This window comes from Naasia sp. SYSU D00057, from assembly GCF_017916505.1.
Classification (GTDB): domain Bacteria; phylum Actinomycetota; class Actinomycetes; order Actinomycetales; family Microbacteriaceae; genus Naasia.
Genome location: NZ_JAFMSZ010000006.1, coordinates 135097 through 148561, shown reverse-complemented (window position 1 = coordinate 148561; position 13465 = coordinate 135097). Strand labels below are relative to the sequence as shown.

The 13465-nt window shown below is 73.8% G+C and carries 16 protein-coding genes; 8 read left to right on the top strand and 8 right to left on the bottom strand.

The window, feature by feature from the left end; translation table 11 throughout:
- On the bottom strand, positions 1-407 hold a 407-nt coding region (locus tag J3P36_RS15830; protein WP_210509208.1), incomplete at its 3' end, for a dynamin family protein.
- 130 nt (positions 408-537) lie between these two features.
- Here J3P36_RS15830 and J3P36_RS15825 point away from each other — a divergent pair.
- The gene (locus J3P36_RS15825; RefSeq protein ID WP_210509207.1) at positions 538-1155 is read left to right on the top strand and encodes a DUF4126 domain-containing protein; all 618 of its coding nucleotides are present in this window, start codon (positions 538-540) and stop codon (positions 1153-1155) included.
- Positions 1156-1240: 85 nt separating this feature from the next.
- Entirely contained in the window at positions 1241-2062 is an 822-nt protein-coding gene (locus J3P36_RS15820) for a hypothetical protein (RefSeq protein WP_210509206.1), read from the top strand.
- Between the two features lie 18 nt (positions 2063-2080).
- Here the strand turns inward: J3P36_RS15820 and J3P36_RS15815 are convergent, their stop codons facing one another.
- From J3P36_RS15815 to J3P36_RS15790, 6 genes are all read right to left on the bottom strand, one after another.
- Positions 2081-3865, bottom strand: a complete 1785-nt coding sequence (locus J3P36_RS15815) for a DEAD/DEAH box helicase (RefSeq protein WP_210509205.1) — start codon at positions 3863-3865, stop codon at positions 2081-2083.
- Between the two features lie 60 nt (positions 3866-3925).
- Positions 3926-4300, bottom strand: a complete 375-nt coding sequence (locus J3P36_RS15810; RefSeq protein WP_210509204.1) for a glyoxalase/bleomycin resistance/extradiol dioxygenase family protein — start codon at positions 4298-4300, stop codon at positions 3926-3928.
- Between the two features lie 24 nt (positions 4301-4324).
- Positions 4325-5083, bottom strand: coding sequence for a 5'/3'-nucleotidase SurE (surE, locus tag J3P36_RS15805; RefSeq protein ID WP_307807137.1), 759 nt, complete (start codon positions 5081-5083; stop codon positions 4325-4327).
- Positions 5080-6015 (bottom strand): 1-phosphofructokinase family hexose kinase, encoded by a 936-nt coding sequence (locus tag J3P36_RS15800; RefSeq protein ID WP_210509203.1) that lies wholly within the window; start codon positions 6013-6015, stop codon positions 5080-5082. The genes surE and J3P36_RS15800 overlap by 4 nt, the downstream gene beginning before the upstream one ends.
- 86 nt (positions 6016-6101) lie before the next feature.
- Positions 6102-6809 carry an alpha/beta fold hydrolase gene (locus J3P36_RS15795; protein ID WP_210509202.1) on the bottom strand — a complete coding sequence of 236 codons (708 nt, stop codon included), beginning with the start codon at positions 6807-6809 and terminating at the stop codon, positions 6102-6104.
- 40 nt (positions 6810-6849) lie between these two features.
- The gene (locus J3P36_RS15790; RefSeq protein WP_246854877.1) at positions 6850-7881 is read right to left on the bottom strand and encodes an NAD(P)-dependent alcohol dehydrogenase; all 1032 of its coding nucleotides are present in this window, start codon (positions 7879-7881) and stop codon (positions 6850-6852) included.
- Positions 7882-7964: 83 nt separating this feature from the next.
- Between J3P36_RS15790 and J3P36_RS15785 the strand changes: the two genes are divergently transcribed.
- The 6 genes from J3P36_RS15785 (at position 7965) to J3P36_RS15760 (ending at position 12390) form a co-directional block, all read left to right on the top strand.
- A complete protein-coding gene (locus J3P36_RS15785; RefSeq protein ID WP_307807136.1) occupies positions 7965-8429 on the top strand; it encodes a hypothetical protein in 465 nt (154 codons plus the stop codon).
- Positions 8423-8641, top strand: coding sequence for a helix-turn-helix transcriptional regulator (locus J3P36_RS15780; protein ID WP_210509201.1), 219 nt, complete (start codon positions 8423-8425; stop codon positions 8639-8641). Before J3P36_RS15785 ends, J3P36_RS15780 begins: the two co-directional genes overlap by 7 nt.
- 75 nt (positions 8642-8716) lie before the next feature.
- Positions 8717-10234 carry an arylsulfotransferase family protein gene (locus J3P36_RS15775; protein WP_210509200.1) on the top strand — a complete coding sequence of 506 codons (1518 nt, stop codon included), beginning with the start codon at positions 8717-8719 and terminating at the stop codon, positions 10232-10234.
- Between the two features lie 166 nt (positions 10235-10400).
- Complete coding sequence (locus J3P36_RS15770) at positions 10401-10898, top strand: hypothetical protein (protein WP_210509199.1); 498 nt, start codon at positions 10401-10403, stop codon at positions 10896-10898.
- A 96-nt stretch (positions 10899-10994) separates the two neighbouring features.
- Complete coding sequence (locus tag J3P36_RS15765; protein ID WP_210509198.1) at positions 10995-11591, top strand: RNA polymerase sigma factor; 597 nt, start codon at positions 10995-10997, stop codon at positions 11589-11591.
- A gap of 1 nt (position 11592) precedes the next feature.
- The gene (locus J3P36_RS15760; protein WP_210509197.1) at positions 11593-12390 is read left to right on the top strand and encodes a hypothetical protein; all 798 of its coding nucleotides are present in this window, start codon (positions 11593-11595) and stop codon (positions 12388-12390) included.
- A 70-nt stretch (positions 12391-12460) separates the two neighbouring features.
- Here the strand turns inward: J3P36_RS15760 and J3P36_RS15755 are convergent, their stop codons facing one another.
- Positions 12461-13417 (bottom strand): DMT family transporter, encoded by a 957-nt coding sequence (locus J3P36_RS15755; RefSeq protein WP_307807135.1) that lies wholly within the window; start codon positions 13415-13417, stop codon positions 12461-12463.
- Positions 13418-13465: the final 48 nt, after the last annotated feature.

Sequence of the window (13465 nt, the reverse complement as noted above, 5' to 3'; positions counted from 1 at the left end):
CAGGCGCCCGTGTCGGCGCCGGTTGCGCCGGTGACGCGGGACAGGCCCGGCAGGATGCGCTGGTCGGTGAACCAGGTCGCGTCGGCGGGATGATGGATGAGCACGGGCGACCGCGTCGTCGGCCGCAGCACGCCCGGCTGGCTCACCTCGCGGCCCACCAGCGAGTTGACGAGCGTCGACTTGCCCGCGCCCGTCGACCCGCCCACCACGGCGAGCAGCGGGGCGTCGATCGACGCGAGGCGCGGGATCACGTAGTCGTCCAGCTGGTCGAGCAGGCGGCGGCGGACCGGGCGCGCCTCCCGGCTGCCGGGCAGGTCGAGCGGCAGGGTCGCGCGGTCGAGCGCCTGGCGGAGGTCGGTCACCGCCGACAGGAGCTTCGCACTGCGGACGGCGGACCCTTCTGGCACGCGAGCATCCTCCCCCGGTGGCGCGGCGGCCTGGTACCCCTTGCACCCGCACCCCGACTCCTGCCACCGGCCTCGCTCCCCCTTGCGCCGGTGCCCCGCCGATCCGGGAGGATGAGCACAGGAGGACACGATGCTGGAGGCACTCGCAGGCACCGGGCTCGCGGCGGCCGCGGGGCTCAACGCGTACATCCCGCTGCTCGCGCTCGGCCTGCTGTCGCGGTTCACCGACCTCGTCGCTCTGCCCGCGGGCTGGACGTGGCTCGAGAACGAGTGGGTGCTGGGCGTCGTGGGCGTGCTGCTCGCCATCGAGGTGGTCGCCGACAAGGTCCCCGCGGTCGATCACCTCAACGACATCGTCCAGACGGTCGTCCGGCCCGCGTCCGGCGGGATCGTCTTCGGGTCGGGCACCTCGGCCCAGACGGCCGCGATCTCCGATCCCGGCGAGTTCTTCGCCTCCGGCAGCTGGGTGCCGGTGGCGATGGGGATCGGCGTCGCCCTCCTCGTGCACCTGGCGAAGGCCGCCACCCGGGCGGTCGCGAACGCGGCGCTCGCGGGCATCGGAGCGCCCGTGCTCAGCACCGCCGAGGACGTGACGAGCGTCGTCCTGGTGATCTTCGCGATCCTGCTGCCGGCGCTCGTGCTCGTCGCGCTCGCCACCCTGGTCGTCGTCGCCGTGCTGCTCATCCGGCAGGGGCGGCGGCGGGCGGCGCTCCGGCGCTCCTCCGCCACGGCGGTCGTGCAGTCCTGACCGGCTCGGGCCGCTCGGGATTGCAGGAACGCACACCTGCTCCCTTCCCCCCGCGCCGGGTCGGAGCGGCCCCTAGCATGCGGTCATGAGCGCGACGGCGGCCCCTCGTCCCCTTGTCCTCCGGCGGCGGCGGATCGCCCGGGCACTCGCGTGGGTGCTCTGCCTCGTGGCGGCCGTCCCCTACTTCGGGATCCAGGACCTCGTCACCCTGTTCGGCTGGGTCGACCAGCGCTGGGAGTGGCCGATCTCCCTCGACGTGAGCTGGGGCGTCCTGTTCACGTTCCTCCTCGCCGGCGGCTATGCCTGGATCGGGGTCCGACCGCACGACTCGGCGCCCGGCCTGGCCGCCCTCGGCATCGCTGGGATCGCGCTGGCGGCGGGAGCGGCCGCGGGAGGTCAGCCGGAGCCCCTGCCGATCGCCGTCGTCGTGCTCGCCTCCGCCGCCGGGCTGGCGCTGCTGACGAGGCCGGCGTGGGGCGGCGCGGACTGGCGGATCTCCTGGCCGTACCTGGTGCTCGCGGTGCTCGGGGCCGTGCTCTGGCTGCCGTACACGGCCTCGGCGCTCGCGCAGTCGCGGCTCGGCACCGGCACGGAGATCACGAACGGGGTCGACCACTGGCCGGTGCAGGCCGCGGCCGGGATGGCGATCCTGCTCGCCTCCGCGGCGCTCGCCGTCTGGCGCCCCGGACGCCCGCTGCTCCGTGTGGCGGTGAGCTTCTCCGCCGGGCTCATCGGCGTCGCCGCACTCGCGTATCCGGACCGCGACGGCGCCACCGAGGGGGACCTGTGGGCGATCGCGGCCGTGCTGTGGGGCCTGGCCGTCTCGACCGTTCAGACCGGCGTCCGCCGCGGGCGGGACGTACGCGATCTCGAGCACGCGTCCCGTCAGCAGGAGACCGTCTCCTGAGCAGGAGCCGGCGCGGGGTCAGCGGCGCGGCTTGCGGCCCGCCCCGTCGCCCTTGTCCCGGCGGGGTGCTCTATCGGGGCGCATCTGGATGAGCTTGCCGCTGATCCGCGTGCCGCTCAGGCGGTCGAGGGTGTCCGGGGAGAGGTCGGCCGGCAGCTCCACGAGCGAGAAGTCGGGGCGGATGTCGATGCCCCCGAAGTCCTCGCGGCTGAGCCCGCCCTCGTTCGCCAGTGCGCCGACGATCTGCCGCGGCTCCACCTTCTGCCGGCGGCCGACCTCGATGCGGTACGTGGTGCGGGGGCCGCTCGAGGGGCGCGGGCGCCGCTCGGGGCGGTCCCCGTCGCGGCGGTCCCCGTCGCGGCGGTCGCCGTCGCGCCGGTCCCGGTCGCCCCGGGCGCCCCGATCGCGGTCGTCCCGGTCGAAGCGCTGCGGGCGGTCCTCGTTCGGGTCGAGCAGCAGGGGCGTCTCGCCCTGCGCGACGACGGCGAGCGCGGCGGCGACGTCAGCCTCCGGAACGTTGTGGTGGTCGACGTAGTGGCCGATGATGTCGCGGAACCGGGCGATGCGGTCGGTCTGCTCGAGCGCCGCGGTGATCTGGTCGTCGAACCGGGCGAGGCGGGTGACGTTCACGTCCTCGGCGGTCGGCAGCTGCATCTGGGTCAGCGGCTGGCGGGTGGCCTTCTCGATCGCGGTCAGCATCCGGCGCTCGCGCGGCGTGACGAAGCTGATCGCGTCGCCCGTCCGGCCGGCGCGACCGGTGCGGCCGATGCGGTGCACGTAGGACTCGGTGTCGATCGGCAGGTCGTAGTTGACGACGTGGCTGATCCGCTCGACGTCGAGGCCGCGGGCGGCGACGTCGGTGGCGACGAGGATGTCGAGCTTGCCCGCCTTCAGCTGGTTGACGGTGCGCTCGCGCTGGGCCTGCGCCACGTCGCCGCTGATGGCCGCGGCCGAGTAGCCGCGGGCGCGGAGCTTCTCGGCGAGCGTCTCCGTCTCATTCTTGGTGCGGACGAAGACGATCATCCCCTCGAAGTTCTCGACCTCGAGGATGCGGGTGAGGGCGTCCACCTTCTGCGGATAGCCGACCACCAGGTAGCGCTGCGTTATGTTCGCCGAGGTGGTGGTCGTCGTCTTGACGGTGATCTCTTCGGGGTCGTGCAGGTACTTGCCCGAGATGCGGCGGATCTGCGCCGGCATGGTCGCCGAGAAGAGGGCGACCTGCTTGGTCTCGGGGGTGTCGGCGAGGATCGTCTCGACGTCCTCGGCGAAGCCCATCCGCAGCATCTCGTCGGCCTCGTCGAGCACCAGGTACTTGAGCTCGGACAGGTCGAGCGTGCCCTTGTCGAGGTGGTCCATGATGCGGCCCGGCGTGCCGACGACGATGTGCACGCCGCGGCGGAGGGCGGACAGCTGCACGCCGTAGCCCTGCCCGCCGTAGACGGGCAGCACCCGGACGCCCCGGAGGTGGGCGGCGTACGACTCGAACGCCTCGCAGACCTGCAGCGCGAGCTCGCGCGTGGGGGCCAGCACGAGAGCCTGCGGCGTCGACTGGGCGAGGTCGAGGCGGGAGAGGATCGGCAGCGCGAACGCGGCCGTCTTGCCGGTGCCCGTCTGGGCGAGCCCAACGACGTCGCGGCCCTCGAGGAGGACGGGGATGGTCGCGGCCTGGATCGCGGAGGGGGTCTCGTAGCCGACGTCCTTCAGTGCCTTGAGCACGCGGTCGTCGAGTCCGAGGTCGGAGAAGGTGGGCGCAGCGTCGGCGGGGGCGGCCTCGCCGTGCCCGTTCAGGTCAGGAGAAGACACCCCTCAACGGTACCCGTCTGTCCCCCGTTCCGATTCGGGGAGGTGCGCACGGATCGCCGCTCACCCGGTCAGGGGCGCTCCGAGGATGACGTCCACCCCGGTGGGGTCCTGGATGCGGGCGGTCCGTTCGCCCCATGGCTGGTCCGCGGGCTCCTCGGTCACCGGGACACCGGCGGCCACCGCGGCCGCCACCACGGCGTCGACGTCGCCGACGTAGACCCAGACGGAGACGCGCTGGCGGCCCCGGGGCGGATCCGGGTCGTAACCGAGGCCGATGCTCGACTCGCCCAGCCGGAGGGAGAGATAGACGGGGTCGCCCTCCTCCGGGAAGCGGTAGACCTCCTCACCGCCCAGCAGGTCCCGGTAGAAGGCCGCGAGGGCGGGCAGGTCGTCCCAGACGAGGATCGGGAACGCGGATCGTGCGACGTCGGCCATCGGGTCCTCCTTCTCGACGCGGTCTCAGTCGGGCAGGCGGAAGCCGAGCGGCGCGTCGTCGACCGGCTGGATGCGCGTGATCGTCGCGATTCCGGAGAGGAGGTACGCGGCGTCGCTTCCCGGATCGTCGGAGGCACCGGGATCGGCGACCGCGAGCCGGACCGCTCCCTCGGAGGGCTCGGTCAGCGTCGTCTGGACGACGCCGAAGCGGGCGAGGTGGGCCTCCCGGAGCTCGGGCAGGGCGTCCGGTGGCACGTTCGGCACGTTGAGGTTGATCACTGTGCCCGGGTCCTGGTCGGCGAGCAGCGGGATGATCCTCCCGGCGAGGGCCGCCGCCGTGGCCCAGTTGTGCTCGCTCGGGGTGATGCCGACGTCGAGTGAGACCGCGAGGGCGGGGATGCCGTTGACCCCGGCGGTGAGCGCGGCGCCGACCGTGCCGGAGTGCAGCACCACTCGGCCGATGTTCTGGCCGCGGTTGATGCCCGACAGCACGAGGTCGGGGACCTTCCCGAACGTGCCGTGCGCCGCGAGCAGCGCGATGAGCGCGGGCATCGCGTCGACCGAGTAGCACTCTGCGCCGTCGAGCTCCGGAAGCGTCCGGGGACGGAAGCGGATCCGCCCGTCCTCCTGCTGCGCGATGATCGACGCGCTGCTCCCGCTCGCCTCGGCGGAGGGGGCGGCGACCACGACCTCCAGCCCGGCGTCGCGTGCGGCCGCGGCGAGCGCGACCAGGCCCGGCGATTCGATGCCGTCGTCGTTGGTGATGAGCGCGCGCAGCGTCACTGGTCGGCGTCCTCTCCGTCGAACGGCCGGATCTCGACCTGCTTCGTCATCGCCTTGACGGCGTCGGGGCGGGCGGACCCGAGTCCGTGCCGCGTGACGTTGAGCGCTCCCGCGGCCGCCCCGAGCCGGACGGCGTCCTCGATGCTCGCGCGGTCGGCGAGGGCGGCGGCGACCCCGGCGGTGAGCGAGTCGCCGGCGCCCTTGGTGTCGACCACCTCGAGCGCCGGCACGCGCACCTCGAGCATTCGTCCGCCGTCGAGCACGAGCGTCGACTCTGCGGAGCGGGTGACGATGACGCACGCCGCCCCCTCCTCCCGCAGGCGCCGCATGGCCTCGACGACCGATCGGACGTCGGTGCCGGAGGCCCGGCCGTCGTCGACGAGCTCCTCGTCGCTCACCTTCAGCACGGCGAGGCCGCCCGCCACGACCGCATCGAGCCGCTCGCCCGCGAGGTCGGCGACGACGGGTCGCCCCGCGGACCGCAGGTCGGCCGCGAGCCTCCGGTAGGTGTCGGCCGGCAGGACGACGTCGCCCGCCGGGCCCGACAGCACCGTGAGGTCCGCTTCGAGCCCGGAGTGGAATGCGAGGTTGTAGAGCTCGTCGAGGTCGTGCCGGGTGAGCACGTCACCCGGCGTCTCGATGACGGGCTCGCGCTCGCCACCACGCCGGTCGTGCACGTAGGCCGCGCCGCGCCCGTCCCGCTCGACCGCCCGCAGATGGATGCCCTCCCGCTCGACGAGATGCCGGACGACGTCGCCGACCTCGCCGAGCAGCACGGAGCAGAGCGTGACGGATGCGCCGAGCGACTGCAGCATCCGGGCCTGCCACACCCCTTGGCCGCCGGCGTGCACGTGCAGGTCCGGACCGGTCGGCGCCTCCTCGACCGTGACGGTGAGGAGCGGGGACGGGGCGAAGACGGCGACGGATCCCATGGGCCTCCTGCTCTGGCTGCCAGTCGCTCCAGTCTGGCCGGGCGGCGGGGACGGTGTCCGGGAATCCGCCGAGGATGCGAGGGCCGTCAGCGGGGCGGGTCGGCGAGCGCCGCGACGATCGCCTCGCCGAGCTCCTGCGGGCGCGAGAACTGCGGCCAGTGCCCGGTCGGGAGCTCGACGATCGCGCGGCGGCGGACCCGGGCGAGCTCGGCGACGTACGGGTGCCCCTTCTCCATCAGCTCCTCGAGCACCGCCGTCGGCATGGTGCTCGAGATGACCGTGGCGGGCACGTCGAGGCGCCGCTCGTCGCTGAGGGTGACGGGGTCGCTCGCGACGCGGGCGGGCTCGGGGATGGCGCGGTCGCGGAACCGCTGCCGCAGCTCCTCGTCGAGGCCGGCGAGCTCGGACTCGTCGAACGCCGTCCAGTCCGGCAGGGGGATTTCGCCGTCTACGGCGGGGAGGCCGTCGTTGATGGCGGCGCCGTCGTTGAGGGGACCGGAGTCGACGTAGACGACGTGCTCGACCCGATCCGGACGGGCGTCGACCGCCGCGCCGGCGATGGTTCCTCCTCCGGAGTGGCCGACCAGGGCGACCCGCCCGGGCAGGGCGTCGATCGCCGCGACGACCGCCGCCACGTGCTCGGCGAAGCCGATCTGGCGGCGGTCCTCGCCGGGGGATTCGAGCCCCGGCAGGGTCAGCGGGTGCACGGTGTGGCCGGCGGCGACGAGCGGCGGGGTCACCTGCTCCCAGGAGCTCGCGTCGAGCCAGAAGCCGGGGATGAGCAGCACGTCCATGGGCGGCACGATAGGGCGCACCTCCGACATCCCGCCAGCGTCAGCGGACGGCGACCACCACCTTGCCGACGGCCCTCCCGTCGAGCAGGACACGCACCGCCTCCGCGGCGCGCTCGAGCGGGAGCACGTGCGACACCGGCGCGGTCAGCGTGCCCGCCTCGAGCAGCTTCGCCAGCTCGGCGAGGTCGGCCGCGTTCTCGGAGGCGAGGAAGGTGCCGAGGCGCTGCCGGGTGACGAGGTTCGCGAGCTGTGCCCGCAGCTGGCGGTCGGTGCCGCCGAGCAGCCGCCCGTCGGTCTCACCGCCGACGAGAACGAGGCGCCCGTCCGGGGCGAGGGCGCGGCGCAGCATCCGGAGGGGCCGGTTGCCGGCGATGTCGAGGATGACGTCGTACCGGCCGTCCTCTCCGATCTCGTCGACCGCGTAGTCGAGCACCCTGTCGGCGCCGAGGGCCAGGACGGCGCCGGCCTTCGCGCCGCTGCAGACGGCCGTCACGGTGGCGCCGGCGGCCTTCGCGAGCTGGACGGCGAAGACCCCGACGCCGCCCGAGGCGCCGAGCACGAGCACCCGCTCGCCGGCCTGGATCCGCGCGTGGTCGCGGACCGCCTGAAGGGCGGTGAGGCCCGACACCGGCACCGCCGCGGCCTGCACCGGGTCGAGGCCGGCGGGCATCCGCGCGAGCCGCCCGGCGCGGGCCACCGCGTACTCGGCGAGAGCGGAGGCGCCGGTGCCGAACACCGGGTCGCCCAGTCGGAAGTCGGAGACTCCGGCGCCGACCGCGACGACGGTGCCGGCGAGGCTCCTGCCGGGGTTCGCATACCGGGGGCGGCGGAGACCGAAGCCGGCCAGCCGGACCGGGTAGGGCAGGCCGGCCATCACATGCCAGGTGCCCCGGTCGACGCTGGCGGCGGCGACCCGGACGAGGACCTCGCCCTTCCCCGGCACGGGGACGTCGCGCTGCCCAGTCGCCAGCACGGACTCGGGGTCGACGCCGAAGCGCTCGTGGACGACGGACCGCATCCGAGCGGGCACTGCACTCGGAACGACGGGGACGGAGGCGGGAAGGGCGGACATGGCGGCTGCTTTCTCTTCGGGGCGGACGCCGTCAGAGTAAACAATCTTTGACACGGTGTGCAAGAGGCTTTACATTGACATCCGTGACCGACACTCTCGACCGCACCCACCAGGAGGACCGCATGAGCTTCGAGGAGAAGAGGACCTGGGCCTACGGCGTCATCGCCGTGCTCGGGTACGGCGTGTACCTCGCCCTCGTGCTCCCCCGGCTCGCCAGCCCGATCGAGGCCACCGACTACGCCGAGCCGCTGCTCTGGAGCGTCGGCGGGGCCATCGTGGCGGGCATCCTGAGCGGCATGGTGCTCGCGGCCGGCTCCCCGAAGACCCGCACCCCGAAGGACGAGCGCGACCGGGAGATCCACCGGTTCGGCGAGTACGTCGGCCACGGCTTCGTGGTGCTCGGCGCGGTCGTCGCACTGCTGCTCGCGATCCTCGACGTCGCGTCCTTCTGGATCGCCAACGCCGTCTACCTGGCGTTCGTGCTCTCCGCGATCCTCTCCTCCATCGCGCGCATCGTCGCGTATCGCCGGGGCTTCCAGGAATGGTGAAGCCGACCCGCGTCACCAACTCCATCCGCGCGCTCCGGTTCGCGAACGGAGAGATGACGCAGGCCGACCTGGCGGCCCGCATCGGCGTGACCCGGCAGACGGTGATCGCCATCGAGGCCGGACGCTACTCCCCCTCCCTCGAGATGGCGTTCCGCATCGCGCACGTCTTCGGCGCCCCCCTCGAGCAGGTCTTCCAGTACGAGGGCGAGTAGCGGCGGGCGGACCGACACTCATCGGGTTCGCTCGCACCCCTGACTTTCCGCGCCTCCAATTGCTACGGTCGCCTCGTGGTCGAGGGCGACAGACGGATCTCCCGGCGCGATCTGCTCGCGCTGGCCGCCGGCGCGGTGGTCGGCGCAGGAGGAGCCGCGGCCGTCGCGACCGCCGTGACGCGGCCTCCGGACACCGCGCGGGCCGGCAGCGCCTCCCCCACGCCGGCCGCGGAGGAGCCCTCCCCTCCCGAGCTCCGGCGCTTCGTCAGCACCGCCCTCACCGCTCCCGCCGTCACGGTCTGGACCCGCTCCGGCGCCACGCCGGCTCCCGGCTACCTCTTCACCACGCCCCGCACGGAGGCGTTCAACGCGGTCGTCTACGACTCGGCGGGCGAGCCCGTCTGGATCGAGCCGACCGGGCTCGCCGCCACGGACCTGCGCGTGCAGCAGTTCCAGGGACGGCCGGTGCTCACCTACTGGTCGGGCCGCGTCTACGAGGGGCACGGGATCGGGTCGGCGACGATCCTCGACGACGCGTACCGCCCGATCGCGACCGTGCGCACCGGTGGCGGGGTGATCGCCGACCTGCACGAGTTCGCTCTGACCGCGCGGGGCACGGCGCTCCTCATCGGCTATCCGCCCGCCCTCGCCGACCTCACCGCCCTCGACGGCCCCGAGGAGGGGCACGTGCTCGGCGGGCGCGTGCAGGAGATCGACATCGCGACCGGCGCCGTGCTCCTCGACTGGGAGGCGCTCGACCACGTCGACCTGGACGAGAGCTACCAGACGCTCGGCAAGGGCGCCGACGGCAGCTCTGCGGGCGCCCCCTTCGACCCCGTCCACCTCAACTCGGTCGAGGACGACGGCGACGCCCTTCTCGTCTCGGCCCGCCACACCTCCGCCGTGTACCGCGTCGACAAGGCGACCGGCGAGGTCCTGTGGCGCCTGGGCGGGCGGCGCAGCGACTACGACGTCGAGGAGGCCGCCGGGTTCTCCTGGCAGCACGACGCCCGCCGGCGCCCGGACGGTCGCATCAGCCTCTTCGACAACCACGGCAAGTCCGGCTCCGACGGCGTCTCGGCGGGCCTCATCCTCGACGTCGACGAGGACGCCCGCACCGCGACGGTCGCCGAGGCGCTCCGGCACGAGGAGCGTTTCGGCTACGCGATGGGCAACCTGCACGTCCTCGCCGACGGGTCCGCCGTCGTGGGCTGGGGCACGGAGCCGGTCGCCACCGAGTTCGACCCGGACGGCGAGGCGGTGTTCGAGCTGCGGGACCTCGGCCGAGGCTCCTACCGGGTCTGGAAGCACGAGTGGGTGGGCCGCCCCGCGACCCCGCCCGACGTGGGGGTTCGCCGCTCCGGGGACAGGCTCGAGGTGTACGCGAGCTGGAACGGCGCCACCGAGGTCGCCCGCTGGCGCGTCCTGGCGGGCGCCGACGCCGGCGCGCTGACGGAGGCCGGCTCCGGGCCGCGCACCGGCTTCGAGACCCGCATCGAGGTGCCGGACGCCCGCGCGGTGCAGGTGCAGGCGCTCGACGCCGGCGGGGCCGTGCTCGGCTCGTCGGCCGTGCGGCCGGTGCCGTCCGCCTGACGCCGCCGTTGCAGCAGGCGCTGCGGACGACCCGCGGGCATTGCAGGGACGTTGCCGGCCCGAGCGGTCCGGGATCAGGGCCGGTGCCCGTCGGTACCGTCCTGCTCAGCCGGTCGTTCCGGCGTCCACCCGCGCCGGCGCCTCGGCGAGATCAGAAAGGCCCACCGTGAACCCGAAGAGGCTGTTCCTCTCCGTCGCACTCCTCAGCCTCGTCCTCCAGGTCGTCGACGCCCTGCTGTCGATCGCGTTCGCCCTGCCGGCCCAGGTCGCGTTCGGCGATCGGCCGACCGCCCCCGCGGATGCGACGCCGGCGCTCGTGGCCGAGGAGTTCCTGACGAAGGGCACCGCCCTCGCGCCGCCGCTCGCGCTGATGATCGCGTTCGCCGTGTTCCTGCTGCTCGCGAGCCGGAAGCGCATCGTCGGCGTCATCGGCACCGTGCTGCTCGTCGCCCTGTCCGTCCTCTTCACGGCGGCGACGATCGGCGAGTACGCGAACCCGGACCGCTTCCCCGGCTTCCCGGGCGGCGTCTACCTCGCGCTGCTGATCGTCAACTCGCTGGTCATCGCCGGCGTGATCGTGCTCGGCATCGCGAGCCTCGTGCGGCGGCGGCCTGCCGAGACCGCCGCCGCCGAGCCCGCTCCCCTGGCGGGCGTCCGCCTCTGAGCCGACGGGCCGCGTAGACCCGGGACGCGGCCCGTTCTCTCCCTCCTGCGCGCGCCTCCCCGCCTCGCCCGGCAGGAGCCCCCGATACTGCTCCGGATGAACGGGGCCGGGGCGGGGACCGCGAGCGACGCTTTCGCGAGCACGTTCGCCGCCGCGCGCGTCGGCGCCGCCTGGGCGCTGACCGACCTCTGGCTGGAGCTCTCGCCGGCCGTCCTCGCCTTCCTGCGCTCCCGCGGCGCCGACGAGCCGGAGGACCTGACGAGCGAGGTGTTCCTCGCCGTCTTCGAGCAGCTGCCGCGCTTCGAGGGCGGGCCGGACCAGTTCCGCTCGTTCGTGTTCACCGTCGCCTACCGCCGCCTCGTCGACGACCTGCGCAAGCGCAGCCGCCGCGGCCCAAGCATCGAGTGGGTCGACGAGCACGACCCGCGCAGCGCGGACAGCGCCGAGCACGAGGCGCTCGACCGGATCGGCGACGCCGAGACGCGCCGCCTCCTCGACTCCCTCGCGCCGGACCAGCGCGACGTGCTCGTCCTCCGCATCGTCGGCGACCTCACGATCGACGAGATCGCGGCCATCGTGGGCAAGCGCCCGGGTGCGGTGAAGGCCCTGCAGCGGCGGGGCCTCGAAGCGCTGCGGAAGAGATTGTCGGATACCCGTACCCCTGCGCGCCCGTCGCGCGATAGCGAGAGGTGAGATGAGGAAGCAGCGGATCACGGACGACGAGGTGACGGCCCTCCTGCAGGGCCGCACGCCGAGCGGACGCGCGGACCTGGAGTCCGTCGCGGCCGTCGTCGACGCGCTCCGCCTGACCTCCTTCGAAGCCCCGCCTCGGCCGTCGGCCGAGCTGGCGGCTCGCCTGGACCTCGAACGAGCGACCTGGATCTCGGAGCCGGCGGGGGGTCTGCCGGCTGACGCAACGCGCCAGGTGCCCGTCCTCGAGGCGGCCCCGGCGAAGGGGAGAGTACGCATGTTCTTCAGCTGGTTCGCGGGCCTGGGGCTCGCCACCAAGATCGTTCTCGGCGCCACGGGCGCCGCGGTCGCCACCGTCGGCGCGGGTGCCGCGCACGTCCTGCCGCCGGCGATCCAGACGACCTTCGACGAGGCCGTCACCACCGTCGTCGGCGACGAGGAGCCCGTCGAGGACACCACCGGCGAGGTCGCCGAGGAGCCGACCGACGAGACCGGAACCGACGAGATCCCGGTGGAGGAGCCGGTCGCCGAGGAGCCCGTCGCGGAGGAGCCCGTCGCCGAGGAGCCCGTCGCCGAGGAGCCCGTCGCCGAGGAGCCCGCCACCGACGAGGTGAAGGTCAACGAGAACGCGCCGGCGCACGCCCAGGCCGTTCAGGAGGCCGCGCACACGAAGACGGCGCCGGGTGAGCACGGCAAGCTCGTCCGCGAGGCCGCCCACTCGAACAAGGACAAGGCCGCGGAGGCGCCCGCCGAGGACACCGAGGTCGCCGAGGCGACCACCGGCAACGGCAAGAAGGGCTGACCTTCCGCCGATCGACCACGGACCGCCGGGCTCTCCCCCATGGGAGCCCGGCGGTTCGTTCGTTCCGCGACTATCGCGACGCGGCCGGGGCCGGGTCGACGGCGGCGGGCACCGGCTCGACCGGCACATCCATCCGCTTCTCCGCCTGCACGAACGCGATGCCGGCGAGGATCAGCACGCCGCCGAGCAGCTGCAGCGGGCCGAGCGCCTCACCGAGCAGCACCCAGGCGAACACCGACGCGAAGACGACCTCGAGCATCCCGACGAACGACATGAGCCGTGAGCCGAGCCACTGGGACGCCGTGATGCTGGTCGCGTAGCCGACGGCCGTCGTCCCGGCGAGCAGCAGCAGGGGCACCCACCACGGCACGACTCCCCCGAGGGCGTCGACCTCGACGAGGGCGAACTCGAACGGCACCAGCCCGACGACTCCGACGAGGAGAAGCGCGAGGGAGCCGATCAGGAGGCCGCCGCACGCGAACACGACCGGCGGCAGCCCGTGCGCCGGCCGCGCCGCGATCACGTAGTAGAGGGCGCAGCCGACCGCGGCCAGCCCGGCGAACAGGTAGCCGAGCACATCGCCGCCTCCCACCGGTCCGATGATGAGCACGAGCCCCGCGACCGCGACCGCGGAGCCGACGAGGACGGTCCCCCGCGGGATCCGCCGCGTGCCGACGGCGACGCCGGCGACGAGCAGCAGCGGCGCGAGGTACTCGATGAGCAGCCCGGACGAGACCGGGATCCGCTGGATCGCGGCGAAGTACACCAGCTGCGTGCCGGCGACGCCGATGAGCGCCATGCCGAGGATGCGCCAGCGCCCCTGCCAGGCGGAGCGCCACCTGCCGCGCATCGCCGCCAGGGCGAACGGCACCAGGAGAAGCCCGGCGATCCCCGCGCGGACGGTGACCGCGGCGGCCGGACTCCAGCCCGCCTCCATGAGCGGCTTCACGAGCGCCCCGGAGGTGCCGAAGGCGAGCGAGGCCAGCACGCCGACGGCGAGCCCGGTGGGGAGGGAGTTCGAAGCCACGGAGATTCCTGTCAGGAGCGAAAGTCGATTACGCTCATGACGCTAGCG

Bases quoted from the DNA above. Each gene is read 5' to 3' on its own strand.
- J3P36_RS15825 (WP_210509207.1), top strand. From the start codon at position 538: ATGCTGGAGGCACTCGCAGGCACCGGGCTCGCGGCGGCCGCGGGGCTC.
- J3P36_RS15820 (WP_210509206.1), top strand. From the start codon at position 1,241: ATGAGCGCGACGGCGGCCCCTCGTCCCCTTGTCCTCCGGCGGCGGCGG.
- J3P36_RS15810 (WP_210509204.1), bottom strand. From the start codon at position 4,300: ATGGCCGACGTCGCACGATCCGCGTTCCCGATCCTCGTCTGGGACGAC.
- J3P36_RS15800 (WP_210509203.1), bottom strand. From the start codon at position 6,015: ATGGGATCCGTCGCCGTCTTCGCCCCGTCCCCGCTCCTCACCGTCACG.
- J3P36_RS15795 (WP_210509202.1), bottom strand. From the start codon at position 6,809: ATGGACGTGCTGCTCATCCCCGGCTTCTGGCTCGACGCGAGCTCCTGG.
- J3P36_RS15790 (WP_246854877.1), bottom strand. From the start codon at position 7,881: ATGTCCGCCCTTCCCGCCTCCGTCCCCGTCGTTCCGAGTGCAGTGCCC.
- J3P36_RS15780 (WP_210509201.1), top strand. From the start codon at position 8,423: ATGGTGAAGCCGACCCGCGTCACCAACTCCATCCGCGCGCTCCGGTTC.
- J3P36_RS15765 (WP_210509198.1), top strand. From the start codon at position 10,995: ATGAACGGGGCCGGGGCGGGGACCGCGAGCGACGCTTTCGCGAGCACG.
- J3P36_RS15760 (WP_210509197.1), top strand. From the start codon at position 11,593: ATGAGGAAGCAGCGGATCACGGACGACGAGGTGACGGCCCTCCTGCAG.